27 protein-coding genes are annotated in these 24,897 nt (G+C 59.9%); 18 read left to right on the top strand and 9 right to left on the bottom strand.

Annotated elements, in window-relative coordinates; genetic code table 11:
- Nucleotides 1-66: 66 nt before the first annotated feature.
- The 3 genes from hpt (at nt 67) to KX928_RS13570 (ending at nt 2,145) form a co-directional block, all read left to right on the top strand.
- Nucleotides 67-609 (top strand): hypoxanthine phosphoribosyltransferase, encoded by a 543-nt coding sequence (hpt, locus tag KX928_RS13580; protein ID WP_219503430.1) that lies wholly within the window; start codon nt 67-69, stop codon nt 607-609.
- Nucleotides 610-759: 150 nt separating this feature from the next.
- Nucleotides 760-1,242: a c-type cytochrome gene (locus KX928_RS13575; RefSeq protein ID WP_219503428.1), complete on the top strand. Its 483-nt coding sequence runs from the start codon at nt 760-762 to the stop codon at nt 1,240-1,242.
- A gap of 12 nt (nt 1,243-1,254) precedes the next feature.
- Complete coding sequence (locus KX928_RS13570) at nt 1,255-2,145, top strand: c-type cytochrome (RefSeq protein WP_219503847.1); 891 nt, start codon at nt 1,255-1,257, stop codon at nt 2,143-2,145.
- 14 nt (nt 2,146-2,159) lie between these two features.
- On the opposite strand, the gene KX928_RS13565 is transcribed toward KX928_RS13570, so the two are convergent.
- From KX928_RS13565 to KX928_RS13555, 3 genes are all read right to left on the bottom strand, one after another.
- Nucleotides 2,160-2,345: a hypothetical protein gene (locus KX928_RS13565; RefSeq protein WP_219503426.1), complete on the bottom strand. Its 186-nt coding sequence runs from the start codon at nt 2,343-2,345 to the stop codon at nt 2,160-2,162.
- A 110-nt stretch (nt 2,346-2,455) separates the two neighbouring features.
- Nucleotides 2,456-3,415 carry a lipoyl synthase gene (lipA, locus tag KX928_RS13560; protein ID WP_219503411.1) on the bottom strand — a complete coding sequence of 320 codons (960 nt, stop codon included), beginning with the start codon at nt 3,413-3,415 and terminating at the stop codon, nt 2,456-2,458.
- 198 nt (nt 3,416-3,613) lie between these two features.
- Nucleotides 3,614-4,774: a DUF6456 domain-containing protein gene (locus KX928_RS13555; RefSeq protein ID WP_257883759.1), complete on the bottom strand. Its 1,161-nt coding sequence runs from the start codon at nt 4,772-4,774 to the stop codon at nt 3,614-3,616.
- Between the two features lie 369 nt (nt 4,775-5,143).
- Between KX928_RS13555 and KX928_RS13550 the strand changes: the two genes are divergently transcribed.
- Nucleotides 5,144-5,434: a DUF6477 family protein gene (locus KX928_RS13550; protein WP_219503406.1), complete on the top strand. Its 291-nt coding sequence runs from the start codon at nt 5,144-5,146 to the stop codon at nt 5,432-5,434.
- A 3-nt stretch (nt 5,435-5,437) separates the two neighbouring features.
- On the opposite strand, the gene KX928_RS13545 is transcribed toward KX928_RS13550, so the two are convergent.
- The gene (locus KX928_RS13545; RefSeq protein WP_219503403.1) at nt 5,438-6,979 is read right to left on the bottom strand and encodes a trimethylamine methyltransferase family protein; all 1,542 of its coding nucleotides are present in this window, start codon (nt 6,977-6,979) and stop codon (nt 5,438-5,440) included.
- A 196-nt stretch (nt 6,980-7,175) separates the two neighbouring features.
- Here KX928_RS13545 and guaA point away from each other — a divergent pair, with 196 nt between their 5' ends.
- From guaA to KX928_RS13500, 9 genes are all read left to right on the top strand, one after another.
- The gene (guaA, locus tag KX928_RS13540; RefSeq protein WP_219503399.1) at nt 7,176-8,738 is read left to right on the top strand and encodes a glutamine-hydrolyzing GMP synthase; all 1,563 of its coding nucleotides are present in this window, start codon (nt 7,176-7,178) and stop codon (nt 8,736-8,738) included.
- Between the two features lie 41 nt (nt 8,739-8,779).
- Nucleotides 8,780-9,643: a DMT family transporter gene (locus KX928_RS13535; RefSeq protein WP_219503396.1), complete on the top strand. Its 864-nt coding sequence runs from the start codon at nt 8,780-8,782 to the stop codon at nt 9,641-9,643.
- Between the two features lie 134 nt (nt 9,644-9,777).
- On the top strand, nt 9,778-10,884 hold the full coding sequence (locus KX928_RS13530) for an outer membrane protein transport protein (RefSeq protein WP_219503393.1): 1,107 nt from the start codon (nt 9,778-9,780) through the stop codon (nt 10,882-10,884).
- A gap of 108 nt (nt 10,885-10,992) precedes the next feature.
- Complete coding sequence (locus tag KX928_RS13525; protein WP_219503381.1) at nt 10,993-11,919, top strand: DMT family transporter; 927 nt, start codon at nt 10,993-10,995, stop codon at nt 11,917-11,919.
- Nucleotides 11,920-11,981: 62 nt separating this feature from the next.
- On the top strand, nt 11,982-12,830 hold the full coding sequence (locus KX928_RS13520) for an ATPase (protein ID WP_219503379.1): 849 nt from the start codon (nt 11,982-11,984) through the stop codon (nt 12,828-12,830).
- Between the two features lie 93 nt (nt 12,831-12,923).
- Complete coding sequence (metA, locus tag KX928_RS13515) at nt 12,924-13,841, top strand: homoserine O-acetyltransferase MetA (protein WP_219503373.1); 918 nt, start codon at nt 12,924-12,926, stop codon at nt 13,839-13,841.
- Nucleotide 13,842: 1 nt separating this feature from the next.
- Nucleotides 13,843-14,808: an alpha/beta fold hydrolase gene (locus KX928_RS13510; RefSeq protein ID WP_219503369.1), complete on the top strand. Its 966-nt coding sequence runs from the start codon at nt 13,843-13,845 to the stop codon at nt 14,806-14,808.
- A 50-nt stretch (nt 14,809-14,858) separates the two neighbouring features.
- Nucleotides 14,859-15,728, top strand: a complete 870-nt coding sequence (gene ppk2 / locus KX928_RS13505; protein WP_219503366.1) for a polyphosphate kinase 2 — start codon at nt 14,859-14,861, stop codon at nt 15,726-15,728.
- Nucleotides 15,721-16,338 carry a TetR/AcrR family transcriptional regulator gene (locus KX928_RS13500; RefSeq protein WP_219503364.1) on the top strand — a complete coding sequence of 206 codons (618 nt, stop codon included), beginning with the start codon at nt 15,721-15,723 and terminating at the stop codon, nt 16,336-16,338. The genes ppk2 and KX928_RS13500 overlap by 8 nt, the downstream gene beginning before the upstream one ends.
- A 6-nt stretch (nt 16,339-16,344) precedes the next feature.
- Here the strand turns inward: KX928_RS13500 and KX928_RS13495 are convergent, their stop codons facing one another.
- The 3 genes from KX928_RS13495 to rplM form a co-directional block, all read right to left on the bottom strand.
- Entirely contained in the window at nt 16,345-17,376 is a 1,032-nt protein-coding gene (locus KX928_RS13495) for a Hint domain-containing protein (RefSeq protein ID WP_219503361.1), read from the bottom strand.
- Nucleotides 17,377-17,604: 228 nt separating this feature from the next.
- The gene (gene rpsI / locus KX928_RS13490; RefSeq protein WP_219503360.1) at nt 17,605-18,093 is read right to left on the bottom strand and encodes a 30S ribosomal protein S9; all 489 of its coding nucleotides are present in this window, start codon (nt 18,091-18,093) and stop codon (nt 17,605-17,607) included.
- Nucleotides 18,094-18,095: 2 nt separating this feature from the next.
- Entirely contained in the window at nt 18,096-18,557 is a 462-nt protein-coding gene (rplM, locus tag KX928_RS13485; RefSeq protein ID WP_219503357.1) for a 50S ribosomal protein L13, read from the bottom strand.
- A 208-nt stretch (nt 18,558-18,765) separates the two neighbouring features.
- Here rplM and KX928_RS13480 point away from each other — a divergent pair, with 208 nt between their 5' ends.
- Both KX928_RS13480 and KX928_RS13475 read left to right on the top strand, forming a co-directional pair.
- Nucleotides 18,766-19,131 carry a hypothetical protein gene (locus tag KX928_RS13480; protein ID WP_219503355.1) on the top strand — a complete coding sequence of 122 codons (366 nt, stop codon included), beginning with the start codon at nt 18,766-18,768 and terminating at the stop codon, nt 19,129-19,131.
- Nucleotides 19,128-20,174, top strand: coding sequence for a hypothetical protein (locus KX928_RS13475; RefSeq protein WP_219503351.1), 1,047 nt, complete (start codon nt 19,128-19,130; stop codon nt 20,172-20,174). Before KX928_RS13480 ends, KX928_RS13475 begins: the two co-directional genes overlap by 4 nt.
- Nucleotides 20,175-20,181: 7 nt before the next feature.
- Here KX928_RS13475 and KX928_RS13470 read toward each other — a convergent pair whose 3' ends face one another.
- The gene (locus tag KX928_RS13470) at nt 20,182-21,597 is read right to left on the bottom strand and encodes an aminotransferase-like domain-containing protein (protein WP_219503348.1); all 1,416 of its coding nucleotides are present in this window, start codon (nt 21,595-21,597) and stop codon (nt 20,182-20,184) included.
- Between the two features lie 93 nt (nt 21,598-21,690).
- Here KX928_RS13470 and KX928_RS13465 point away from each other — a divergent pair, with 93 nt between their 5' ends.
- Complete coding sequence (locus KX928_RS13465) at nt 21,691-21,924, top strand: YjiS-like domain-containing protein (protein ID WP_219503345.1); 234 nt, start codon at nt 21,691-21,693, stop codon at nt 21,922-21,924.
- Nucleotides 21,925-22,118: 194 nt separating this feature from the next.
- Nucleotides 22,119-22,679, top strand: coding sequence for a putative glycolipid-binding domain-containing protein (locus tag KX928_RS13460; protein ID WP_219503342.1), 561 nt, complete (start codon nt 22,119-22,121; stop codon nt 22,677-22,679).
- A 63-nt stretch (nt 22,680-22,742) separates the two neighbouring features.
- On the opposite strand, the gene KX928_RS13455 is transcribed toward KX928_RS13460, so the two are convergent.
- On the bottom strand, nt 22,743-23,165 hold the full coding sequence (locus tag KX928_RS13455; RefSeq protein WP_219503339.1) for a PaaI family thioesterase: 423 nt from the start codon (nt 23,163-23,165) through the stop codon (nt 22,743-22,745).
- A gap of 367 nt (nt 23,166-23,532) precedes the next feature.
- Between KX928_RS13455 and trmFO the strand changes: the two genes are divergently transcribed.
- The gene (gene trmFO / locus KX928_RS13450) at nt 23,533-24,888 is read left to right on the top strand and encodes a methylenetetrahydrofolate--tRNA-(uracil(54)-C(5))-methyltransferase (FADH(2)-oxidizing) TrmFO (protein ID WP_219503337.1); all 1,356 of its coding nucleotides are present in this window, start codon (nt 23,533-23,535) and stop codon (nt 24,886-24,888) included.
- Nucleotides 24,889-24,897 lie beyond the last annotated feature (9 nt).

The raw sequence follows: 24,897 nt of genomic DNA, 5'->3' as shown, positions 1-24,897 counted from the left end.
TTTGTAGGCTCATGAAGGTTAGCCATCCATGTCCTATGTCCGCCCCCTAATATCAAGGTCTAACCCATGCCGACGCGTCCTTATGTCATAGACGAGATGATCTCAGCCAAGGCCATCGCGGCGCGGATCGAGGATTTATGCCGGGAAATCCAGAAAGAGTACGACGGGACGGACAAGCTGGTTGTCGTGGGTCTTCTGCGCGGCAGCTTCGTGTTCATTGCCGATCTCGTGCGCGAACTGGATTTGCCGATCGAAGTGGATTTTCTGGAAGCCTCCAGCTACGGCGATGTCATGGAGAGTTCAAGGGAAGTGCGCATTCTCAAGGACTTGCGGGGTGCTATTGAAGGCCGTGATGTTCTCGTGGTTGAGGATATCGTGGACACCGGCCACACCCTGAACCACGTCACGCACCTGTTGGAGAGCCGCCATCCCGCACGGCTCAAATCCATTGCCCTTCTCGATAAACCCAGCCGTCGCGAGGTTGATTTCAAGGCCAGTTGGACCGGCTTCGAAATCCCAGATGAATTTGTCGTGGGTTACGGGATCGATTATGCACAACGCAATCGCAACCTGCCCTATATCGGCAAAGTGCGCTTCCTCGAAGGCTGAGGGTTTTTCATACCGCCGCCGGAAATCTTATGGTTACCGATCACCTGTTCAGCCCGATAATCCCGGACAATACCACGGTATCGCATTCGTGATTCCCGACTGCGGCAGCTGCGTGCTAGCCTATCTGAAGCCACAACAGGAGAGCTGAAAATGAAGAAAATATTTGTCGTTCCGCTTGCTGCCAGTCTTGTTCTGACTGCGATTGCCGGTACTGCAATTGGCGATGGTCATGCGGACAAGGCCCTGCAAGCCGCCATTGCCGCACGTCAGGCGCAAATGAAGCTGGTCAGTTTCAACACGGCGATCCTTGGCGATATGGCAAAGGGTGTAACGCCTTATGACAGCGCCACTGCAAGCGCGGCAGCGGCGAACCTCGAAGCTGTCGCCAAGCTGGATCGCAGCATCCTGTGGCTGGAGGGTTCCGTGCAGGGCACGGTCGACGGGACCCGCGCAAAGGCGGAAATCTGGAGCGACGCCGCAGGCTTTGACAAGGCAGCAACGGCTCTCGAAACAGCTGCGGCTGCGATGGCGCAGGCTGCGGGAACCGATCAGGCCGCCTTGCAGGCCGCCATGGGCGATCTTGGCGGTACGTGCAGCACCTGCCACAAGGCCTATCGCGGCCCCAAGAACTAAGCGCCGCGGATGATGCGGTGGTTTTTGCTGTTGGGTGTGATCGGCGCTGCGCTGGCGACGTCGGCGGGGCTGATTGTCACCCGTCCTGACAGGTCAGACGTTGATTTCACGGGGACGTCCGAAGCTGATCCGGCGGCTGGCGCATTGGTTTTTGCGGCCGCCGGATGTGCCTCTTGTCACGCAGCACCGAATGCGGAGGGCGACGCACGGCTGATCCTGTCGGGTGGCCGCGCCTTTGCCAGTGATTTTGGAACGTTCTTTGCGCCCAATATCTCACCCGATCCGACGGCGGGCATTGGCGGGTGGTCCCGGCAGGAATTTACAGACGCGGTGACACGCGGCGTCTCCCCTGCGGGGCAGCATTATTACCCGGCATTCCCTTACACCGCCTATGCCAAGATGACCCCGCAGGATCTGGTGGACCTGTTTTCCTACATGCAAAGCCTGCCTGCAAGCGATGTCGCCAATCGTCCGCATGATGTGGGGCTGCCGTTTTCGATCAGGCGGGGCGTTGGCGTCTGGAAAGCGCTCTACTTCGACACCGGATACGAGGTGACCGGCCCCCTCACCCCGGCTGAAACCCGGGGCCGCTATCTTGCGGAAGGGCTTGCCCATTGCGCGGAATGCCACACGCCCAGAACCGCCCTGGGGGGTCTGGACAGGTCGCGCTGGCTTGGCGGTGCGCCGAATCCTTCGGGCAAAGGCAGGATACCCAACATCACGCCGTCCGCCCTCGCGTGGTCCGAGGAGGATATGATCGCCTATTTCACATCCGGGCTGACACCGGATTACGACAGCGCCGGGGGCGAAATGGTTGAGGTGATCGAGAACCTCGCGCAATTGCCGGAGGCCGATCGCGCGGCGCTTGCATCATACCTTAAGAAAGTCGCCCCGGTGCCCTGAAAGGGGACCGCGCTTCAGCGCTTGTTCGCATCCACCTGCCGCGTTTTCGTATCATGCAGCGGGGCGGTATCCTGAGCGTCGCGTGCAATGATCGCATAAATTGCGTCATTGATATGATAAGATGCAACGTCGTAGCGTTTCTGGTCGATGGCTTGGTTCAAATCTCTAAGGGCAAAAACAGCCCAATGGACATCCGTCATGGGAGGCAACTTTCTTTAGTGGAAATTGGGAGATGGCTACACCATCTGTTCTGCCAAATTCATGGGAATGGCAATAATGCTTTCCCCCGCTAACGTGACGTCACTGTCGCTCAGGCAATGCCCAGCTTGCGGTTGCGCGCCTCCCGAAGACGGGCAAAATCGTCGCCGGCATGGTAAGATGACCGGGTCAGAGGTGTGGCGGAGACCATCAGGAACCCCTTGCCGTAGGCGGCTTTTTCATAGGCGGCAAATTCATCGGGATGCACGAATCGATCCACGCGGTGATGTTTGGGGGTCGGCTGCAAATACTGGCCGATCGTCAGGAAATCGATATCCGCCGCCCGCATGTCTTCCATGACCTGAATAACGGATTGCCTGTCTTCGCCCAGGCCAACCATGATGCCGGACTTCGTGAACATTGCCGGATCAAGCTCCTTGACCCTTTGCAAAAGCCGCAGGGAGTGGAAATAGCGCGCGCCGGGGCGGACTTCCGGATAGAGGCCCGGCACGGTTTCAAGGTTGTGATTGAAAACATCGGGGCGCGCTTCGACCACAACTTCAAGCGCTTCGGGGCCGCATCTGATAAAATCCGGCGTCAGAATCTCGATCGTCGTGTCCGGGCTGCGGTGCCGGATCGCGCGAATCGTCTGGGCAAAGTGATCGGCGCCGCCATCCTCGACATCATCGCGGTCCACCGATGTGATCACCACGTGGTTCAGGCCCAGCTTTTCGACCGCATGCGCCACGCGACCCGGCTCGAACGCGTCCAGCGCTTCCGGGGGCTTGCCGGTGGCAATGTTGCAGAACGTGCACGCGCGGGTGCAGACTTCGCCCATGATCATCATGGTGGCATGGCCCTGCGACCAGCATTCTCCGACGTTCGGGCAGCCTGCTTCCTCGCACACCGTGACCAGATTGTTTTCACGCATGATCCGCGCGGTATCGGCATAGCCCTGCCCGCCCGGCGCTTTCACCCGAATCCATTCAGGTTTTTTCGGTTGAGGGTTATCCGGACGCCGCGCCTTTTCGGGGTGGCGCTGTTCAGGAATTTTCAGGTCGCGCGGGGCCATAGAGATTTTCCTCAACCACATGGCGCTGAACTGCGCCACACTCTCTCCATGTGTAAACGATCTGACGCGGGAGGTTCAACACCGCGCGGCGTCGCACCCTGCATAGCAGCCTTGCACGGCGCAAGGGGGCTGCGGTCACAAAAAAATCGGGAGCGCCCGATGAACGCTCCCGCAAAGACCCGATAGGATGCCGCCCTGTTATCCGATCAGCGGCCCGCCCGGCCCGATCGTTTCATCGTAATGCCTTTTGAGACGCATCAGCGCGATGCGCAGCACGATCTTGCCGGAGCGCGCTGACCAGCCGAGCTTTTTCTCGGCCGTTTCCAGCCCTTCCAGAAAACAGCAGCAGCGCAGCACAACGTCAGACAGACCCGGACCAAGATCAGCCAGCGCATCGGCGACGCGCTTGCGCGCATTGGACGGGCCATCGCCCACACCGCTGTCGGGCACGAAGCTGCCGCGCCCGCCGGCGGTCAGGAACCTGTCCCAGTTCTGCGCAACCCGCGGACCCATCTGCGCCAGTTCGAAATCTTCGCGCAGACGTTCGCCAACCGTGACAAGATCATCGCTCAGGAAGGGCTCACCGTTCTTATCGCGGCGGCGCGCGAGGGCGGTCAGCGGGCTTTCGGCCAGGTTGTAGCGCATGCGGCGCGGGCGGCCTGTATCGACATCCGGCAGGGATTTCTCACCCCATGTCCGGTGCTGTTCACCAAAATCCGCCTGAGCTTCTGCAAAACCATTGGTCGAGACACTGCCGGCACCGTCCAGCATGTCTTCCAGTGCAGCGCGGCCAGCGGGGGTAATCGCGTAACGCGTAATGCGCCCGTTGGCCTTGCCCGCAATCCATTCCTTGAGCGCCAGGGCTTCGGCGATCTTGCGTGGCACGACCCCGGTACGGGTTGCCTGCCCGCCTGCGGCGTCGCGCACGATCACCGCCTTTTCCATCTCCGCGGCAACGGCCAGAACGGCGCCCTTCTCGCACAAACGGCGCAGCACACGCGTGCTTTCGGCCATAAGTGTCGCCTCATTTGGTGTGGCATCGCCATCGTCTGACGGAGCCGATATTCGGTCTTGAAAACTCATGCGCGATAGGTCCTTTGCGTTCGATTTGGCAGCTTCGGAACGGGGAACAAAATGCGCAGCACCCAGTGTGCGCAGCGCAGCATCGACCAGCGGATCATCTCTTCGCGTTTCCACACGCCTGATCTGGCGCAGGATTGTCGAGGCGTGACAGCCCGCCGCCCGCGCAAGCGCACGAATTGGCAGACCGGCTTCGGTATGGGCCAAGTAAACCTGCGCCGCGGCGGGAACCCAATCGGGCAGCCCGGCTTCTAAGGGGTCGCAGGCACGTAGCGGCATCTCCAGCTCTTTCATAGGTCGGCACCGATGTCTAATGGTTGTGTTAAGGTTGTTCTAGCAGATGTGAACACAACCTAAAGACGAATTAGTTACCCGTTCGTTAACAGTTTCTGATTTGGCGAGTATTGTCGCTAAATTATAAACAGTATTTAAACCTCCGCGCGCCGCCGACTGCCCGGACGCAACAGAGGCGATGATCTAAGCCGGTTCCAGGTCGCGCAAAATACCTCCCGACATCAAAGTGTTAACAAGTCCCTAAACCCCATGCGCGCCGGACGCTGTGCCTGCGCAACACCGTCTGCGGATGTGTAATATCGCTATCGGCAGGGCCACGTGCCCTCTGGGGAAGACGGACAAAAGGAACGTTATATGCAAGATCTGCTTTCAATGCTGCACGCACTGCGCCGGCCACCACTGCTGATGCGCGCCGCGCGTATCGGTGCCGAAGACTACCGGCGCTCCGTGCACCTTCCACGCTTGTTGGGATATGGTGTGCTGCCGAAACACGGTGCCGCCCTGCTCCGGCTGATGGAGATCGAAGCAGAACTCAACGTCCAGCGCACCAGCGGCAATGCCAGCTACAGCCTTATTCGCCACGTGGACGTTTTGATTGCCATGCTGGGTGAAGCCCGCGTGTTGCGTGCCGCACAGGCGGCCTGAAACCTACATGAAACTGTCGGGGGCTTCCGCTTTCTTGCGGGCAATATACTCGGACAACGCCTGCGCAATGCCCGGGTCGAGTGCCGGTTGCTGGTAATCGTTCAGCATCTTCTCGACCCTGAGTGCGGCAAGGGCCTGTGTATCGCGTGCCCCCTCATCCTCCCAGGTCTCGAAAGGCTTGTAATCCAACAGGTCCGATTTCCAGAAGGCGGATTTGAAGTTCATCTGCGTATGGTCGCACCCGAGGTAATGCCCCCCGGGTCCAACCTCGCGGATGGCATCCATGGCTTGTGCATTTTCATCTATGGACACGCCTTTTGCCAGATGATGCAGCGTGCCAAGCTGATCGGCGTCCATCACGAATTTCTCGAAAGAGGAGACAAGGCCGCCTTCCAGCCAGCCGCAGGAATGCAGCATGAAATTCACCCCCGCCAGCAGGCCCATGTTTAAGCTGTTCGACGTCTCGTAAGCAGCCTGTGCATCCGGCAGTTTCGAGCCGCAGAACGATCCTGCCGAGCGGTAAGGCAGGCCCAGACGCCGCGCCAGTTGCCCCGCTCCATAGGTGATATGCGCCGCCTCCGGTGTGCCGAAGGTCGGCGCGCCTGAGTTCATGTCAATAGATGTGACAAACGCCCCCATGATCACCGGGGCACCGGGGCGGATCAGTTGGCTGTAGGCGATGCCGGCCAGAACCTCGGCCAGGACCTGTGTCAGCGTTCCGGCCACCGACACCGGTGCCATCGCGCCGCCCACGATGAAGGGAGAGATGATGCAGGCCTGATTGTTCTTCGCGTAGACTTCCAGCGCCCCCATCATCACGTCATCGAAGGTCATGGGCGAGTTGATGTTGATCAGCGAGGTCATCACCGTGTTTTCCTGAACGAAGTCCTTGCCGAACAGGATCTCGCACATCTCCACGGAATCCTGCGCGCGGCTTGGCTCCGTCACCGACCCCATGAAGGGTTTGTCGCTCAGCGTCATATGGGCATGCAGCATATCGAGGTGGCGCTTGTTGACGGCAATGTCGGTCGGCTCGCACACGGTCCCGCCCGAATGGTGCAGCCAGCGGGACATGTAGCCCAGTTTCACAAATTTGCGGAAATCTTCCATCGTCGCGTAACGCCGCCCGCCCAGGGTGTCGCGCACGAAAGGCGGGCCATAGACCGGCGCCAGCACGAGGTTCTTGCCACCGATCACAACCGTACGTTCCGGGTTGCGCGCGTGCTGGGTGTAGCTGGCGGGAGCCGTTTTGCACAGTTGACGTGCCAGGCCCCGCGGAATGCGGACACGCTCCCCGTCGATATCCGCGCCCGCCTCGCGCCATCTTTCCAGGGCGGCAGGATTCTCAACGAAATTGACGCCGATTTCTTCCAGTACCGTCTCGGCATTTGTTTCGATGATGTCGAGCGCCTCTTCGGTGAGGATTTCAAAGTTCGGAATGTTCCGTTCGATGTAACGCGCCGTTTCAAACGAGACCGCACTTCTTTCCGCACGTCTGGCCGCACCGCCGCCGCCACGTCCGCGTCTACGCTCTGCTACCGCCATCTCATGTCTCCCATGTCTCAGCTTGCGCTTGTGCTACATTACTAAATCAACCCGCCTCTGGCCCATAACGGCCTTGCAGGGAAAAAAGCGACATACGCCCCCAAGTCACCCGGTCTTTGCGGATTATTCAGCGTGCGGCGCGTCGCGCGTCAATCCCGCTCTTGCCACTTGCGGCTCCCGCGCCTAATCAGCGGTCATGAGCACACAAGACCATGACCGCCTTCTCATCATCGACTTTGGCAGCCAGGTAACGCAGCTGATTGCGCGCCGCCTGCGTGAATTGAACGTCTACTGCGAGATACACCCCTTCAACGCGGTAACGGATGCATTCCTAAAAGAGTTTGCCCCCAAGGCCGTCATCTTCTCCGGCGGCCCCTCGTCGGTGTTTGCCGATGGTGCCCCGATGCCGCCCAAGGGGGTTTTTGACCTTGGCGTGCCGATCCTTGGCATTTGTTACGGCCAGCAGGTGATGATGCACTGTCTTGGCGGCAAGGTGGAACGGGGCCATGGCACCGCCGAATTCGGGCGGGCCTACGTGACCCCCGAGGCCCGCAAACTTGCCTTGCTGGAAGGATGGTTCGAGGCGGACCGCGAGCAGGTCTGGATGAGCCATGGCGACCACGTGAGCGAAATCGCCCCGGGTTTTGAGGTGTACGGCACCTCACCCAATGCGCCATTTGCCATCACCGGTGACACCACGCGCGATTTTTATGCCGTGCAGTTCCACCCGGAGGTGCATCACACCCCCAACGGCGCCAAGCTTTACGAGAATTTCGTGCGTCTCGCCGGGTTCAGGGGGGACTGGACGATGGGTGCCTACCGCGAGGAAGCAATCCAGCGCATTCGCGATCAGGTTGGATCCGGTCGCGTCATCTGCGCCTTGTCCGGCGGCGTCGATTCCTCCGTTGCGGCAGTCCTGATTCACGAAGCGATCGGCGATCAGCTGACCTGCGTCTACGTGGATCACGGGCTGATGCGCAAAGGTGAGAGCGAGCAGGTCGTCGGCATGTTCCGCGAACATTATAACCTGCCGCTGATCCACGCGGACGAATCAGACCTGTTTCTGGGCAAGCTGGAAGGTGTCAGCGACCCTGAAACCAAGCGCAAGATCATCGGCGGCCTTTTCATCGAGGTGTTCGAGAAGCACGCAAAGGAAATCGGCGGGGCTGATTTTCTCGCGCAGGGTACGCTTTATCCCGATGTGATCGAATCGGTCAGTTTTTCCGGCGGCCCCTCGGTGACGATCAAATCGCACCACAACGTCGGTGGCTTGCCGGAACGGATGAACATGCAGCTGGTCGAGCCGCTGCGCGAGCTTTTCAAGGACGAGGTGCGGGCACTGGGGCGTGAGCTTGGCCTGCCCGACAGTTTCATCGGCCGTCACCCCTTCCCCGGTCCGGGTCTGGCCATCCGCTGCCCCGGCGAAATCACCCGCGAAAAGCTTGATATCCTGCGGGAAGCGGATGCGGTGTACATCGACCAGATTCGCAAGCACGGGCTTTACGACGAGATCTGGCAGGCGTTTGTCGCGATCCTGCCGGTGCGCACCGTGGGGGTCATGGGCGATGGCCGGACCTATGATTTTGCCTGTGCCTTGCGCGCCGTCACCTCGGTGGACGGCATGACGGCGGATTACTACCCCTTCAGCCATGATTTCCTAGGCGAAACCGCGACGCGTATCATCAACGAGGTGCCCGGCATCAACCGGGTGACCTACGACATCACGTCGAAACCGCCCGGAACAATCGAGTGGGAATAGACCTCCGGCAGCGCCGCATACCCGACAGAGAAGACCCCAAGATGAGCGCGACCTTCAAGGCGGCCTTATGGATGATCGGGTCCATCGCCTCTTTCTCGTCGATGGCGGTGGCGGGCCGCGAATTGGCCTCAGAGCTCGATACCTTCGAGATCATGATGTATCGCAGCCTTTTCGGCGTTCTGATCGTGGTCGCGCTGGCGGGCCTTTTCGGCACGTGGCGCGAAATCAATTCGCGTAACCTGCAGGTTCAGATGTTACGCAACCTTGCGCATTTCACCGGTCAGAACCTGTGGTTCTACGCGGTCACGGCGATTCCCCTTGCGCAGGTGTTTGCGCTGGAGTTCACAACGCCGCTTTGGGTGATCGTGCTGTCACCGCTGATTCTCGGCGAACGCCTGACCCCGATGCGCGCCTTTGCGGCCATCATGGGCTTTATCGGCATTCTGATCGTTGCCCGCCCGGACATGGCGGGGATCAACGCAGGCGTGATCACCGCCGCTTCCTGCGCCATATTTTTCGCCCTCACGATCATGCTGACCAAGCGACTGACCCGCACCCAATCCATCACCTGCATTCTGTTTTACCTGACGGTGACGCAGCTGGTGTTCGGTGTCATAGCGGCCGGGTATGATGGCGACATCGCCTGGCCCTCGGCCGAGGCGCTGCCACTGGTGATCCTGATCGGCGCGGCAGGGCTGATCGCGCATTACTGCCTGACAAATGCCCTGTCGATTGCGCCGGCCACCGTGGTGGTGCCCATTGATTTTGTCCGACTTCCCGCGATCGCCGTGATCGGCATGTTGCTCTATGACGAGCCGCTGGATGCCTGGGTATTTCTCGGCGCTCTGGTCATCTTTGCCGGCAACTATTTGAACATTTGGTCCGAGACCCGAACAAAAACTTGATTTTACGTCAGGTCACAACGCATTTTGCCCCTGCGTCATTAATTGACGCAGGGCATTTTCGTGATTAATTGCCCCAGCCTTTCAAAGCAAAATCGCTAAAACCAACACAGGGCAATGTTCCGGGGAGGAGCTTCATGAAATCGTATTTTACAAGTGTAACACTGTTATGTCTGGCGACAGGCGCAGCACATGCGGGCGCGTTGGACCGCACGGGACAGTCAGTCGATGTCCTGTTCGAGACCGGTCGCTATGCGGAATTCAGTTTCGCAACTGTATCACCTGACCTGTCCGGCAACACGGTATCCGCCTTGCCGAACGGGACCGGATCGGGAGACATCTCTCCTAGCTATTTCCAATTCTCCGCCGCCTATAAGGCCGACCTGAATGATACCTGGTCCTATGCCCTGATCCTGGACGAACCGTTCAAGGCGGATGTGAACTACAACCTCGGCACCGGCTATTTTGCGTCCGGGTCGCTTGCCGAATTCCAATCCTACGCGCTGACCGGACTGTTGCAATACAACATGCCCACGGGATTCAGTGTGTACGGCGGATTGCGCCTGCAATCGGTGGAAGCCTCCGCAACGATTCCCTTCGTGTCACTTTACAACGTCACGGCGGACCGCGACTATGGCGTAGGCTATGTTGCCGGGGTGGCATACGAGCGTCCCGACATCGCCTTGCGGGTCTCTCTGACCTACAACTCCGAGGTGTCACACAGCAACGATACAGTCGAGACATCGGCAGCACTGGGTGGGCCGAACAGTTCGGTCACCGAGTTTGAAACGCCGCAATCCGTCAACCTCGCCTTCCAGACCGGTATCGCCGCGGACACCCTGCTGTTCGGCGGTGTGCGCTGGGTTGACTGGTCGGATTTCGCTCTGACACCGGCAAACTATCAGGTGCTGACCTCTGGCGGTTCGCTGCTCAGCTATCAGGATGACGTCTACACCTACACACTTGGTGTGGGCCGTCGCCTGAACGATACGTGGTCCGTTGCCGCCACTCTGGGATATGAAGAAACCAACGGCAGCTTCTTTACCAATCTGGGCCCGTCCGATGGTCAGGAAAGCATCGGCCTCGCCGCCATCTACACCAAGGGCAAGATGAAGATCACCACGGGCATCCGCTATGTGCGCATCGGTGACACCGTCACACGGGTTGGCGCGATTGCCCCCGCAGCCCGCTTTGACGGCAACGATGCTGTCGCCATCGGCTTCAAGGTCGGCTACAACTTCTGATCCCCGGGATCAGACATCGGCAAACCCCCGCAAGCCATCGCGCGCGGGGGTTTTTCTTTGCGCAGGAAACGGGTGGCCCGCATCGGCCACTCCGCCTAGTTTGCAGCCATGACACCTCAAAAAACCCTCTCCGGCAAAGCGTGGAGCGCCCTGTTGCTTCTGGCGATGATCTGGGGCGCCTCATTTTTGTCGATCCGCATTGCATTGGACGAAATCGGGCCAGTGACATCGGTCGCCCATCGGACCTTCTGGGCGATGCTGGTGCTCTGGATCGTGGTCATTGCCCTGCGGCTGCCCGTGCCGAAAGAACCGCGGATCTGGATGGCCTTTCTGATCATGGGGCTGTTGAACAACGTTATTCCCTTCGGCCTGATGGCCTGGGGTCAACTGCATATCGAAACCGGGCTTACGTCGATCCTGAACGCCGCGACCGCCGTATTTGGTGTCCTGGTGGCAGCCCTCTTTTTTGCCGACGAGAAACTCACGGTCCGCAAGACGGTTGGCGTCGGATTGGGGTTCGCGGGTGTCGTCACCGCAATCGGCCTGGAGAACCTGCGCAGTTTCGATCTGAGGTCGATAGCCCAGCTGGCTGTGTTGGGCGGGACGGTTTCCTATGCCCTCGCCGGAGCATGGGCGCGCCAAACGCTCTCCGGGCTCGCGCCGCAAGTCGCCGCAGCGGGCATGTTGACCACTGCCTCCGTGATCACCGTGCCGCTGGCAATCATGCTCGAAGGCCCCATTCGCTTTGATCTTCAGCCCGTGACGATCATGGCCATCGTCTATTACGCGGTGATCGCCACTGCAGGTGCCTACCTGCTCTATTACTACGTGCTGGATCTGGCCGGCAGCGGCAACCTGTTGCTGGTGACCCTGCTGATTGCCCCTGTTGCCATCTTGCTCGGCGCGCTTGTTCGCAACGAGTCGCTCAATCCGAACGCTTATGCGGGCTTTGCCCTGCTGGCGCTCGGGCTGCTGGTGGTGGACGGGCGGGTGTGGCACATGCTCCGCAAGCGCAAAGCCATTGCCGGGGACTGATTGACCACCCCACGGTGCCTCGCTAGGACAGGGACACCCCCACAGGTCTCAGGACGCACCCCATGCTGTACACTTCCGCTGCCGACTGGCGCGCCGCGCCGCGTAAATCCGTTCTGGTCTATGGCATGTCCGGTCTTGGCAAGACCCATATGTCCAATCTGCTGCGGGCTTCGGGCAGCTGGTTCCACTATTCCATCGATTACCGGATCGGCACACGCTACATGGGCGAATTCATTGCAGACAATGCGAAGGCCGAAGCGATGAAGGTGCCCTTTCTGCGCGACCTGCTGATGAGCGACAGCATCTACATCGGCTCCAACATCACCTTCGACAATCTCGCGCCCGTCGCAACCTATCTCGGCAAACCGGGAGACCCTGAAAAGGGTGGCCTGCCCATGCAGGAATACGCGCGGCGACAAGTGCAGTTCCGGCAGGCTGAAATCTCGGCGCTCTATGACACGGCGCATTTCGCCGAACGCGCCGAGGCGCTATACGGGTATCCGCATTTCATCTGCGATTCCGGCGGGTCGATCTGCGAATGGGTGGACGCCACGGATGACAACGACGCGCTGATGTGCGATCTGGCCAAGCACTGTCTGCTGATATGGATCAAGGGAGATGACGCCCACACCCAGGAATTGATCCGCCGGTTTGATCGGGCGCCGAAACCAATGGCCTATCAGCCGGAGTTCCTTGCACGCGTGTGGCAGGAGTTTCTGAGTAAAAGCAAATACTCAGAAGATGATGTTGATCCGGATGAGTTCATTCGTTTCACCTACTCACGTGCCCTGGCGCACCGCCAGCCGCGCTACGAGGCCATGTCGCGCTGGGGCGTCACCGTGACCGCGGATCAGGTCGCCGGGCTAGGATCGCCGCAGGACTTCGAAGATCTCATCGCCAGCTGCCTCTGACCCTCTACACCGACCTGTGAAACCGCGCCCCTTGAGGCACCCTTGCCAAGAGGCTATCTCACTGCTCTGAACCCGTGTTCCGAAAGAAGACCAATGCCGATCAGAATTCCCGCCGACCTGCCTGCCTACGACGTGCTGACGCGCGAAGGGGTGATGGTGCTCGACGAAGATCACGCGGCCCGGCAGGATATTCGCCCCCTGCGGATTGGCCTTCTCAACCTGATGCCCAAGAAGATTCAGACCGAGAACCAGTTCGCGCGGCTTATCGGCGCGACACCGCTGCAGATCGAACTCAGCCTGCTGCGCATGTCCGAGCACCGGACCAAGAACACAGCCGCCGAGCACATGGAGAGCTTTTACCGCTCTTTCCAGGAGGTCAAACACGAGAAGTTTGACGGGCTGATCATCACCGGCGCGCCCATTGAGCACCTGCCTTTTCCGGATGTCACCTATTGGGATGAACTGCGCGAGGTAATGGATTGGACCCAGACAAACGTGCATTCCACGTTTGGCGTCTGCTGGGGCGGCATGGCGATGATCAACCATTTCCATGGCGTCAGGAAACACATGCTGAAGGCGAAGGCCTTTGGATGTTTCCGGCACCGTAACCTCGCGCCCTCTTCGCCCTATCTGCGCGGGTTCTCGGATGATTGCGTCATTCCCGTCTCGCGCTGGACCGAAATGCGCCAGGATGAAATCGATGCCACCGGCGGGCTGAAAACCCTTTTGGGCAGTGATCAGGTCGGGCCGTGTCTGGTGGAGGATGCCGCGCATCGCGCGCTCTATATCTTCAACCATTTCGAATATGACAGGGACACGCTCAAGCAGGAATACGATCGCGATGTTGCCGGTGGATCGCCGATCAACGTGCCGGTGAATTACTATCCCGGTGACGATCCGACCCAGGTGCCGCTCAACCGGTGGCGTAGCCATGCACACCTGCTTTACGGCAACTGGATCAACGAAATCTACCAGTCAACCCCCTTCGAGATGACGCGCATTGGAACGTAGGATGTCTGTACTGAGCCTTTTGATGGTCGTTGTGGTGATCGGGCTCGTGCAATGGCGGGCATCTGCCCGAGAGGCTTCGGCCGAGGCGCTTTATCCGCCATCGGGACAAATCATAGATGTGGACGGCACCGACATCCATGTACGCGTCGAAGGGTCCGGCCCGGATGTCGTCCTGATCCATGGTGCAAGCGGGTCCATGCGGGACTTTACCTTTGATCTGGTCGGGCGTCTGAGTGACCGCTACCGGGTGATTACACTGGACCGCCCCGGTCTGGGCTGGAGCAACAGACCGCGGCCCGGCTATGGCGGCGCTTGGAGCAACCGCGCCGAACCCCCGACCCTGCAGGCCCGTCTGATGCAGGCGGCCGCTGATGCCGTGGGCATCACCAACCCGGTTGTGGTCGGGCATTCATACGGTGGAGCCGTTGCCCTGGCCTGGGCCTTGGAGCGTCCGGAAGACACCGGGGCGCTGGTGCTGCTGGGCGCGGCCTCCAACCCCTGGCCCGGCGATCTGGGCCTGTTCTACCAGATCAATTCCTCGAAGGCGGGTGGTGCACTCGCGATCCCGCTGATCACGGCATTTGCGCCGTCTCAGGCCATTGAAAACACGGTCCGGGAGATATTCGCCCCGCAGAAAATTCCCGACGGGTATCTTGATCACATCGGTCCGGAGATGACCCTGCGCCGCACGACCCAACGCGCCAATGCGCAGCAGGTTAACAGCCTGCGGCCTTACGTTGTTGAAATGGCAAAGAAATATCCCACACTGACGACCCCTGTTGAAATTCTGCACGGAACGGCGGATACCATTGTACCGCTGCAGATTCACTCGGAACCACTGGCAAAACTGCTGCCCAATGCCAACCTGATCCGGTTGGAGGGGGTCGGGCATATGCCGCACCATGCCGAACCCGGGATGGTGTCGGATGCGATCGACCGCGCGGCCCGCAGAGCCGGTTTGCGTTAAGCCGGTTAACATCCCATATTGATACCAGATACACTCTCCAGGAGAGCCTTATGGACCTGCCCTTCGATGGCGCCATCAGCAGCTACTACAAAAACGACGTGCCCGAAGACATTCGCAATGCAATCGCCGCATCTGCAAAGAACGACATCCTGTCGGAGGACTATCCGCATGAGGCACGTATGGCGCGCAAACGCTACGAGAAGGCGCTGGCGGCCCTGCAGATCGAGCTGGTCAAACTGCAAGCCTGGGCAAAGGAAAGCGGTGCACGGATCGCGATTGTCTTCGAGGGGCGCGATGGTGCAGGAAAAGGTGGTACAATCAGCAGGTTCCGCACCAATCTTAATCCTCGGGGCGCGCGGATCGTCGCCCTGTCGAAACCCACGGAGACAGAAGCAACCCAGTGGTATTTCCAGCGCTACGTGGCGCATCTGCCCGCCGCCGGTGAAGTGGTGTTTTTCGACCGCAGTTGGTATAATCGCGGCGTCGTCGAAAAGGTTTTTGATTTCTGCACGGACGCACAACGCGAACAATTCTTCAGCCAGGTCACGCCATTTGAGGAAATGATTGCCGACGAAGGCATCCATCTGTTCAAGTTCTGGCTGAACGTCGGGCGGGCCGAGCAATTGCGGCGCCTGTTGAGCCGCGAAAGCGACCCGCTGAAACAGTGGAAGCTGAGCTGGATCGACGTGGAGGGCCTCAGACGCTGGGACGCGTACACGAATGCCATTGGCGAGACATTGGCCCGCACCCATTGCGAGACGGCCCCATGGACAATCGTGCGGTCCGACGACAAGAGACGCGCCCGCCTGAACGCCATTCGCAGCGTGCTGCACGGTCTCGATTATGCCCACAAAAACCCCGAGGCGCTGGGGCAGATCGACGTGTCGATCTGTGGTGGGCCGGACATCTGGAATGCCTAAACGCGGCTATCACCACGGCAACCTGCGTCAGGCCCTGATCGAGGCGGCCTTGCAGTTGATCGAAGCCAAGGGGCCCATGGGTTTTACCCTTTCGGAGGCCGCCAAGCAGGCCGGTGTGACCCCGGCCGCGGTTTACCGCCACTTTGAGGGCCGCGAAGACCTGATCGCCGAGGCCGCCTTGCAGGGCTACGAGATCTTTGCCGACCTGATGGAGTATGCCTACGAAAAGGGCCAACCCTCTGCGCTGGCCGCGTTTTCCGCAACCGGGCGAGCGTACCTGGCTTTCGCGCGCAAGTATCCCGGTCATTACATCGCCATGTTCGAAAGCGGGATCTCGGTCAATCGCACACCGGAACTCGCCGCCGTGGCCAATCGTGCCAGCGGCGTTCTGGAAAAAGCAGCCACCGATCTCAGCCAGCATATTCCCGAAGACAAGCGCCCGCCCGCGTCGATGTTCTCGGCACATATCTGGGCATTGAGCCATGGGGTTGTCGAGCTTTTTGCCCGCAATTCGCCCGGTCGGGCCTCGCCCTTTCCCGCAGATGATCTGCTGGAAACCGGGATCGGGATTTACCTGCGTGGGCTGGGGTTGATCGCAACCGACGAATAGGCGCGGTCAGTAAGACAAATAGGGTTTCAGCGCCGCCGCTTCGCGGGCGGTCAGCGTCATTGTCGCCGTCGTGCCAAAGTGGCGAAAACCGGCGTCTGCGGAGGCAAAGAGCGCCCGCAGTTCGGCCTGTGGCCCTGCCTCCAGCGTCCGCAGCGCATTGTCGGCCAGAAAAAAGCTTTCTGTCAGCGCACCGTTGGCCCGGACGATCTGGTGACTGCCAAACATGAAATGCGTGTAGGTCACCTGCTCTCTCGGTTGCAGGCTGACGCCCGGCAGACCGCAAAGATGTTTCGCGGCGACAAGTACTTCGGATTTCCCGAACAAGAGCTCCGCCATCGCGCTTTCCACCCAGATGCGATGCTGTTGCGAGACGGTGAGCGCGGTTTCGTTGCCGATGGCGCCCGCCTCGAAGACCACCGGCGCAAAGGCGCCATGGCCCGCCACCGCTGTGGTTCCGATCCATTGAACGGGCAACATGCCATTGTCGCGGGTCCAGATCAGCTGGCCCTTTTCGATGTCTTCCACCGCCACTTCACCGTCCGGTCCCGCGATCAGGGTACCATCGGCGAAACAGGTGACGTAATCCGTGTAGCGTGACGTGCCTGAATTCGACCCGTCGATCTTGACGTAAGACACCCCGTCCTGCAGCGGTTCGCTGGTGGCATACCCCCAGATATCATTGAAATTGCCGTTCTGAGAAAAGACATAGACCGATATCTCCGGCCCGGTTTGGTTGCCGCTGCTGTCGAGCGCGCGCAGAAACAGGATCGATTCCGATTCAACCGCTGTCCCGTTTGCCACGATGCCACCGCCGTCGGTGATCACGTGGTTGCCAGCGTTGTCGTCATTGAAGCGGCTCGCGCCCCCGCCGGTGTCGTTGAGCTCGATCTGCGTGCCGCTGGCGCTGGAATATTGAAAGACCGTGCCGTCAGGCGTGTCCGAATTGTTCACGACCGGGTTGCCGACAAGGCCACCATTTGCGCTTGACGTGACAACAAGACTGTCGTTGTCGAATGCTATGAACGTTCTCAGAACCATAATAAATCCAAGTGATCGCGGTAATTTCTGCTTCAGGTAAGGGGAAATTTGTCGACGGCGAGCCATTGCTGGCCGACAAGAGAAAACGTGCTCTCCCAAACCGCCTCGATCAGCGGCATATGGCTCATATGGGCACAAACGATACATCGCGGCGGCCAAACGCGGACCCCTGGACATGAAAAAGGCCGCTCACACGGAGCGGCCTTATCAAACAACACAGATAACAGGTTAGCGCTTGGAGAACTGGAAGCTCTTACGCGCCTTCGCCTTACCATATTTCTTACGTTCAACGACGCGGCTGTCGCGGGTCAGGAAACCTGCGGCCTTCAGGGCACCACGCAGCGAGGGATCATAAAGCTGCAACGCCTTGGATATCCCGTGTTTGACCGCGCCGGCCTGACCGGAGAGGCCGCCGCCCTTGACCGTTGCAACAACGTCAAACTGGCCTTCGGTACCGGATACAGAAAACGGTTGTGCGAGGATCATCTGCAGAACCGGGCGGGCAAAATAATCGTTTTGTGCCTTGCCGTTTACAGTCACCTTGCCGGAACCGGGCTTGATCCAGACACGGGCAATCGCATCTTTCCGTTTGCCGGTCGCATAGGAGCGGCCAAGGTCATCACGGACCGGCTCGCGCGGCGTTTCCACGACCTCGGGCGCCGTCTCGATGCCAGCAACTTCGGCCAAATCTTCGAGTGTGTTGATTTCTTCAGCCATGCTCATGCACTCCGGGTGTTTTTGCTGTTCATGGATTTCACATCCAGAACTTCGGGGCTTTGCGCCTCGTGGGGGTGATCGCCGCCTGCGTAGACGCGCAGGTTGGTCATTTGCTGGCGGGACAGACGGTTCCCGGGCAGCATACGCTTGACCGCGAGGGTCACGACGCGCTCCGGATGTGCCCCGGTCAGGATCTGCTCTTTCGTGCGGGACTTGATGCCGCCCGGGTGACCGGTGTGCCAGTAGTGGTTTTCTTCACGCTTCTTGCCGGTCAGCTGGATCTTGTCCGCGTTGATGACAATCACATTGTCGCCCATATCCATGTGCGGCGTGAAGGAAGGTTTGTGTTTACCGCGCAGACGCTGGGCAATGATCGACGCGAGACGGCCCAGAACAACGCCCTCGGCGTCGATCAGGATCCACTTCTTGTCGATATCTGCGGGAGTTGCAGAAAAGGTTTTCATGGACGGTTCCCCGTTTGAGGTGGAAGGTGTTGCCGGTTAAGGTCACACCCGAATTCGATTGGGGCGTTATAAAGCAGGTGTTGATCGCGTCAAGAGATGTGATTGGCAAAAAATATAACGAATTCATGTTGTTATAAAATAGGTATTATTTTACCCCAAAAATCACGCTTATAAATGACGGCTTGCAAATCCGAAGCGCGACGCAAAAATGGTTGGGCAGTTTCTTTCCCGGATCAAGGCCCCGATCACGCTTATGTTGTCATCTCTCGCCGGACCAGTCCTTGCCGGACTGGCGCTCTTGGTCGCCGCCACAGCGGTTGGCATTGCCCCGGTGTCAAAGCTTATCCGGGTTTACGAGGCCAGGCACGATTTGAAACAGGGCTCCGCTGGCTGGATTCGCAGCATCAGCGGGTGGTCGGTGATTGCGCTGTGGCTTCTGACAACATGGTTCCTCGCGACGATCATCGGCGATTGGGCGGCAAGCGGCGATTTGCCGGGCGCGGTTGATCGCTCCTGGTACCGGCTGCAGATTCTCATTGAAATCGCAGCGGCCATTCTGGATGCCGACCCGTGAACGAGGTCGAGGGCGTCCAAGGCCAACTGCAGTGCCATGCCTGCGGCGGCCAATGCGCCTTTTCGCCCCGGGCGCGCGCGCTGCTCTGTCGAAGCTGCGGCACACAGCATGCAGATGCCCTGCCCGATGATCCTTCGGCTGCCGACGAAACCAACTATTCCGACGACATGGCGGGCGCTGACCTGCCGACGCTGGTCGAAACCCGCGTGCACCGCTGCCAGAGTTGCGGCGGGAGCGTCGTCTTCACCGGGGCCGTCCTTTCGACACGCTGCGCCTATTGCGACGGTCCCGTTGTCCTGACCACTCAGGACAGCGGCTATGAGACGATGGCCCTCATACCGTTTCACATTGAGGAGGAAGCCGCGCTCGCGGCAGCGCGCATCTGGGTGACCGGTCGCTGGGCGCGCCCGAACGATCTGAAGGTCGTGGTCTCCAAATCGCGCGTCGCAGGACTTTACGCGCCCTTCTGGACATTCGACAGTCACGAGGCGGTACATTACTGGGCCACGTATAAAGCGCGGCGGGGCAAGACTACACGCATTCGGTCGACACGCGGCGCCCTTGGCATTTCCTTTGATGACATGCTCATGCCCGCCTCTCATCACGTCACGCCGCTGATCCGGGATGGTATCCTGCATGAATTCGACCCGGCACAGCTCAGGCCCTACGGCCCCGCCTACCTTGCCGGATTTGCCGCCGAACGCCATCACCAGAGTGTCGCGGAAGGGCTGCGCGCCAATGCCGCGGACAAGGACCTGCTGATCCGCAACCGCATCAAGACCCACGTGGGAAAACGCGTTGTCAAAGTCACGCGCTATGACGCGGAGACAACCGGCGTGCGGTACCGGCGAATTCTGTTGCCGGTGTGGATGCTGCACTATCAATACCGGGGCAAGCCCATGAAAGTTGTGGTCTGCGGCATTCACGGGCGCACCTTCGGCGAGCGCCCGTTCTCGCGCTGGAAGCTCGCCGCCTATGCCGCGGCCCTCTCCGGGGGGGCCGTGCTTGCGGGTCTGGCGTGGGGGGCCGGCGGGTTTTTGTAGGCTGGTGTCAGACGCTCAGCTGTTCGGGCGGGCTGTCCAGAAGCAGGCGCAACCGCGTCATCGCGGCTTCGAAACTCTGCAAGGACACGCCGGCATTGATCGCCATCCGCACCGCGTGCGGCGCGCGGGCCTCGCGGCAGACAAATTCTTCTGCCGTTCGTATCTGAATCCCTTCCGCCTCAGCCGCCTGACAGAATGCACCGGCCCGCCAGCCCATGGGCAGGCGCAACCACAGGAAGGGCACATCCGGGCGCCAGACCAGATCATATGCGCCAAGGATATTAACCGCACTTTGCACGTAGGCGTTGAACGCCTTGCGCGTCGCTTCTGTCAGCTGGTCAATTTGCGGATGTTGCAACAGCAAGGCACATACATCGCTCAGAGGCGTTGCAAGGCCGAAAAACCCGTGCTCGGCCGTGCGCCGCAGGGCCGACGACTTGCCCTCGGGCGCAATTGCAAAGCCGAACCGCAAGGACGGCGAGATCGTTTTCGCAATGGATGACACGTACCAGCCGCGTCCCGGCGCCAGCATCCGGTAAGATGGCGCCCGGTTCACGCCCATGCGGTAACAATCGTCCTCGACAATCTGGAAATCGTGCTTCTGGGCGAGCCTGGCGATCTCTTCGCGTCGTGCCACGGGGGTAAAGCCCCCGGTGGGATTATGCACCTCGGGAGAGGTACAAAGAACCTGCGCGTCATGCGCCCGCGCCGCTGCGTCCAACGCTTGCGGGATGATGCCATCGTCGTCCATCGCAACCGGGACGATATCCGCCCGCAACAACTCGGCCGCCCGACGAAAACCAGGATAGGCCAGCTCTTCGATCAGAACCGTGGGCCTGCCGCCGCGAAGGATGGTTTGCAGGATGAGCGAAATGCCGTTCTGGCCGCCATGGCTCAGGACGATATCGCGTTCTCTGAGCGGGCCCAGTGGCGTGCCTTCGAGCCATCTTATTACCGCCTCGCGCGCCGGACGGGCGCTGTCACGGCTCGGATAATGCATAACCCCGGAAGGCGGATCCTGCGCGACCTGGGCCATGAGGTGCCGGATCAGCTTGTCCTGGCCGACGCAGGGTAAATGGGGTGAAAACAGGCTGACATGATAGGGGTTGCCGTCTTCTTCGGCGCTGTGCGGGATCACATCGATTTCGATGGGCATGTCGGATGGATCGACAGGCAACGGCCGGGCAACAAAGGTCCCGCGGCCCACTTCGGCCTGCAGCGCGCCCTCTTCGGTCAGAATCGTATACGCCCGCGCCACGGTTCCCGGGGTGATGCTCAGTTTCCAGGCCAGTTCGCGCACAGGGGGCAGCTTGTCGCCGACCTTCAATGTGCCTGTCTCAATCCCGTTACGAATAGAGGCTACAACCGCCTTGTACTTGGGACCCTGCTCGGAATTCAGGGTCGGGTGCCAAATTGTACCCATTACAATGTTTTCCTAGCCTCTTTGTATCAAGCGGTTTATTGATACGATATAGCTAAACCGCTTTATTGTGTCAATACAATTCAGGAGATACCCATGGCACACGCACTGACACCTTCGCCCGAAACAATGGCCTATCTGAATCAGGCCAAGTCGATGCCCGCGCTGGCCATCGTCGCGGTTGAGTTTGCTGTCTGCGTGTCGAAATGGGCCACGCGGCGGCGCACGCGACGTGCGCTCAGGCAGCTGACCGTCTGGCAGCTGACCGACGTGGGACTGACACCTCGGCAGGCTCATGACGAGGCTGCCAAGGTGTTCTGGCGCGCGTAACGTTCCCCGGTACGCACCAGACCTCTTCCTCAGGGCCGGGCTTTGTCCCGGCCTTTTTTTCGCGCAGCGCTGACTGCCTCGCGCGCCTTTCCTGCTGTTGACGACGCCGGTACAGGGGTCGGAAAGCCCCCCTTTACCGCCAACCAGGTGCATCGTACCGTCTCCCAGTGTTCGTGGAATGAAGGACAGAAAGCATGACAGTTGCCCGTTGGCACGACTGGGAAGGACAAGGGTTGGAGCATTGCGTCTGCCTTGAAAACGGTGACGGATTATCGCTCGAAGGCGTTGTTGCCGGAACCCGCCACGGCACATATGGCGGGCACTACTTTGTCCGCACGGATGCCGCTTTCAGGACGCGCGAGGTCCGTCTCGAATATGTCGATGGCCCGTCGCTGCATGTAGAAGCGGATGAGCATGGAAACTGGCGGGACATCATTGGCAACCGGTCCCTTCCGACGTTGGACGGGTGTTTTGATGTCGATATCGGGATCACACCGGCCACAAACACGTTACCGATAAAACGCCTGAACCTGCGAGACGAAGAGCGCCGGGAGATAGCGGTCGCCTACGTACCCCTGCCAGACCAAGTGGCCGGAGACTTCTTACCGCAACGCGCGGAACAGCGATACACCTGCATAACCCGGGGCCATCGTTACAGGTACGAGGGTCTGTTCAGGGGATTTACAGCCGATCTTGTGATTGATGACTTCGGTTTGGTGCTGGACTACCCGGATACATTTCGACGGGTTCTTTGATGCGGACGCCAATTGCCGGTTTGCGCGCATTCCAATCAGCCGTGCGCCGTTTCGTCACGGCAGTCACGTGGCGGGAGGGATCGCATAGGTCAGGCTGGCCCGCGCCACCGGTTTGTCGAGACCCTCGGAATAGACCAGCACATCACTGACCGATAGCTGCTTGCCCAGTTTCAACAGGGTCACATGGGCGATCAGATCCACCCCCGATGCCGGTTTGCGCATAAAGTCAATCGAGCAATTGGTCGTGACCGCCAACGCCTGTGGCCCGATCATCGCCAGCGTCACGAGGTAGGCCGAGACATCGGCCAGCGCAAAGATCGACGGTCCTGAGACGGTGCCCCCCGGGCGCAGATGTTTGTCCTGGACGTTCAGCCGAACCGTCACACGATTTGGCGCAACCTCTTGCACGGTGAAATCACCTTTGACCTGTTCGAACGCCTCGTCGAGAAAGGCGCTCATGTCCGCAGCCGTCATCTTGATATCCATGGGCCCATCCTCCGCCGGAAAACCTTGTGCAGAGTTGGGCGAAACCGCCGGCAAGAGCAAGCACACAGGCGCTGTTTCGAACATTTTCGCGCGCAGCCCGGGATTGTTTCCAATTTCGGTATGAAGAGTTTCTACCTGAGGTATTTTAATTTAGGCAGGAACATGGCAACTATTGGGCAAGGCTGAAACGCCTTGATGATTTTTGGGTCGCCGCCGGCGGAAGGTCCCTCCAAGCCAGTCTCTCGCTGGTTCGACATTCCCGCAGCGGCGACCCCAAAAACGCCCCCTCCCCATCCTACCGGTCAGGCTCAAGGCTTCTTGGGCCTTTCGGTTGTGCTGATCGATCTGCTGGCTTACATGACGCGTCATGACAGAAGAACTTCATATCGTTGGCGGCGGCATGGCCGGATCGGAAGCCGCCTGGCAGGCAGCCCACATGGGGGTGCGGGTGGTGTTGCACGAGATGCGCCCCCAGGTCGGCACATTCGCGCATCAGACCGGTTTGCTGGGCGAAATGGTCTGCTCCAACTCGTTCCGCTCCGATGATGATGAGCAAAACGCGGTTGGCTTGCTGCATTGGGAGATGCGCCAGGCCAATGGCCTAATCATGCAGACCGCCGACAGGCACCGTCTGCCCGCTGGCGGTGCGCTGGCGGTGGACCGCGATCCCTTCGCACAATCGGTCACCGACGCCCTTGTGGCGCATCCCAATATCCGGGTGGCCTACGGGGAAATCACCGAATTGCCCGCCACCGGGCAGTGGATCATCGCGACGGGTCCATTGACCTCCGGCGCGCTTGGACAGGCCATTGCGGCGAAGACCGGCGCAGAGGCCCTTGCCTTTTTCGACGCGATCGCGCCCATTGTGTATTTCGACAGCATCGATATGTCCAAGGCGTGGATGCAATCGCGCTATGACAAAGGCGACACCGAAGAGGAGCGCACGGCCTACCTCAACTGTCCGATGAACAAGGAACAGTACGAGGCCTTCATCGACGCGCTGCTGGCGGCGGATAAAACCGAATTCCATGAGGGCGAGACAGCGGGTTATTTCGACGGGTGCCTGCCCATCGAGGTCATGGCGGAACGCGGCCGCGAAACGCTGCGCTTCGGCCCGATGAAACCGGTGGGTCTGACCAACCCGCATGCGCCGGACAACAAGCCCTATGCGGTGGTGCAGCTGCGCCGGGACAATAAACTCGGCACGTTGTATAACATCGTCGGCTTCCAGACAAAGATGAAGTACGGCGCTCAAACAGATGTTTTCAAACGTATTCCAGGTTTGGAGAATGCAAGCTTTGCACGTCTTGGCGGCATTCACCGCAACACCTTTCTGAATGCGCCCACCTTGCTGGACGGCCAGATGCGGTTGAAATCGCAACCCAACATCCGGTTCGCCGGTCAGATCACCGGCGTTGAAGGCTATGTGGAATCAGCGTCCATGGGATTACTTGCGGGACGACTGGCCGCCAGCGACATATTGGGCCGCTCACTGACCACACCGCCCGCAACGACCGCAACCGGGGCATTGATAACCCATATCTCCGGCGGTGCCGAGGCCAAGACCTTCCAGCCGATGAACGTGAATTTCGGCCTGTTTCCCCCTGTCGAGGGCCTGAAGGGCGGTCGTCGCGGACGAAAAGACCGGTACAAGGCCTATACGGACCGCGCCAAGGCGGACTGGCAATCGTGGTTGGGCCACGGAGCACTGGACGCCGCCTGACAGATAAAG

It is taken from the genome of Roseobacter insulae, from assembly GCF_019375555.1.
GTDB lineage: Bacteria > Pseudomonadota > Alphaproteobacteria > Rhodobacterales > Rhodobacteraceae > Roseobacter > Roseobacter insulae.
The sequence above is the reverse complement of the archived record's forward strand: the minus strand, read 5'-3'. Positions and strand labels throughout refer to the sequence as shown.

What these genes read in the sequence shown, in the direction of transcription:
- hpt (WP_219503430.1), top strand. Translation starts at nt 67, where the DNA reads ATGCCGACGCGTCCTTATGTCATAGACGAGATGATCTCAGCCAAGGCC.
- KX928_RS13575 (WP_219503428.1), top strand. Translation starts at nt 760, where the DNA reads ATGAAGAAAATATTTGTCGTTCCGCTTGCTGCCAGTCTTGTTCTGACT.
- KX928_RS13570 (WP_219503847.1), top strand. Translation starts at nt 1,255, where the DNA reads ATGCGGTGGTTTTTGCTGTTGGGTGTGATCGGCGCTGCGCTGGCGACG.
- KX928_RS13565 (WP_219503426.1), bottom strand. Translation starts at nt 2,345, where the DNA reads ATGACGGATGTCCATTGGGCTGTTTTTGCCCTTAGAGATTTGAACCAA.
- lipA (WP_219503411.1), bottom strand. Translation starts at nt 3,415, where the DNA reads ATGGCCCCGCGCGACCTGAAAATTCCTGAACAGCGCCACCCCGAAAAG.
- KX928_RS13555 (WP_257883759.1), bottom strand. Translation starts at nt 4,774, where the DNA reads ATGCCGCTACGTGCCTGCGACCCCTTAGAAGCCGGGCTGCCCGATTGG.
- KX928_RS13550 (WP_219503406.1), top strand. Translation starts at nt 5,144, where the DNA reads ATGCAAGATCTGCTTTCAATGCTGCACGCACTGCGCCGGCCACCACTG.
- KX928_RS13545 (WP_219503403.1), bottom strand. Translation starts at nt 6,979, where the DNA reads ATGGCGGTAGCAGAGCGTAGACGCGGACGTGGCGGCGGCGGTGCGGCC.
- guaA (WP_219503399.1), top strand. Translation starts at nt 7,176, where the DNA reads ATGAGCACACAAGACCATGACCGCCTTCTCATCATCGACTTTGGCAGC.
- KX928_RS13535 (WP_219503396.1), top strand. Translation starts at nt 8,780, where the DNA reads ATGAGCGCGACCTTCAAGGCGGCCTTATGGATGATCGGGTCCATCGCC.
- KX928_RS13530 (WP_219503393.1), top strand. Translation starts at nt 9,778, where the DNA reads ATGAAATCGTATTTTACAAGTGTAACACTGTTATGTCTGGCGACAGGC.
- KX928_RS13525 (WP_219503381.1), top strand. Translation starts at nt 10,993, where the DNA reads ATGACACCTCAAAAAACCCTCTCCGGCAAAGCGTGGAGCGCCCTGTTG.
- KX928_RS13520 (WP_219503379.1), top strand. Translation starts at nt 11,982, where the DNA reads ATGCTGTACACTTCCGCTGCCGACTGGCGCGCCGCGCCGCGTAAATCC.
- metA (WP_219503373.1), top strand. Translation starts at nt 12,924, where the DNA reads ATGCCGATCAGAATTCCCGCCGACCTGCCTGCCTACGACGTGCTGACG.
- KX928_RS13510 (WP_219503369.1), top strand. Translation starts at nt 13,843, where the DNA reads ATGTCTGTACTGAGCCTTTTGATGGTCGTTGTGGTGATCGGGCTCGTG.
- ppk2 (WP_219503366.1), top strand. Translation starts at nt 14,859, where the DNA reads ATGGACCTGCCCTTCGATGGCGCCATCAGCAGCTACTACAAAAACGAC.
- KX928_RS13500 (WP_219503364.1), top strand. Translation starts at nt 15,721, where the DNA reads ATGCCTAAACGCGGCTATCACCACGGCAACCTGCGTCAGGCCCTGATC.
- KX928_RS13495 (WP_219503361.1), bottom strand. Translation starts at nt 17,376, where the DNA reads ATGGTTCTGAGAACGTTCATAGCATTCGACAACGACAGTCTTGTTGTC.
- rpsI (WP_219503360.1), bottom strand. Translation starts at nt 18,093, where the DNA reads ATGGCTGAAGAAATCAACACACTCGAAGATTTGGCCGAAGTTGCTGGC.
- rplM (WP_219503357.1), bottom strand. Translation starts at nt 18,557, where the DNA reads ATGAAAACCTTTTCTGCAACTCCCGCAGATATCGACAAGAAGTGGATC.
- KX928_RS13480 (WP_219503355.1), top strand. Translation starts at nt 18,766, where the DNA reads ATGGTTGGGCAGTTTCTTTCCCGGATCAAGGCCCCGATCACGCTTATG.
- KX928_RS13470 (WP_219503348.1), bottom strand. Translation starts at nt 21,597, where the DNA reads ATGGGTACAATTTGGCACCCGACCCTGAATTCCGAGCAGGGTCCCAAG.
- KX928_RS13465 (WP_219503345.1), top strand. Translation starts at nt 21,691, where the DNA reads ATGGCACACGCACTGACACCTTCGCCCGAAACAATGGCCTATCTGAAT.
- KX928_RS13460 (WP_219503342.1), top strand. Translation starts at nt 22,119, where the DNA reads ATGACAGTTGCCCGTTGGCACGACTGGGAAGGACAAGGGTTGGAGCAT.
- KX928_RS13455 (WP_219503339.1), bottom strand. Translation starts at nt 23,165, where the DNA reads ATGGATATCAAGATGACGGCTGCGGACATGAGCGCCTTTCTCGACGAG.
- trmFO (WP_219503337.1), top strand. Translation starts at nt 23,533, where the DNA reads ATGACAGAAGAACTTCATATCGTTGGCGGCGGCATGGCCGGATCGGAA.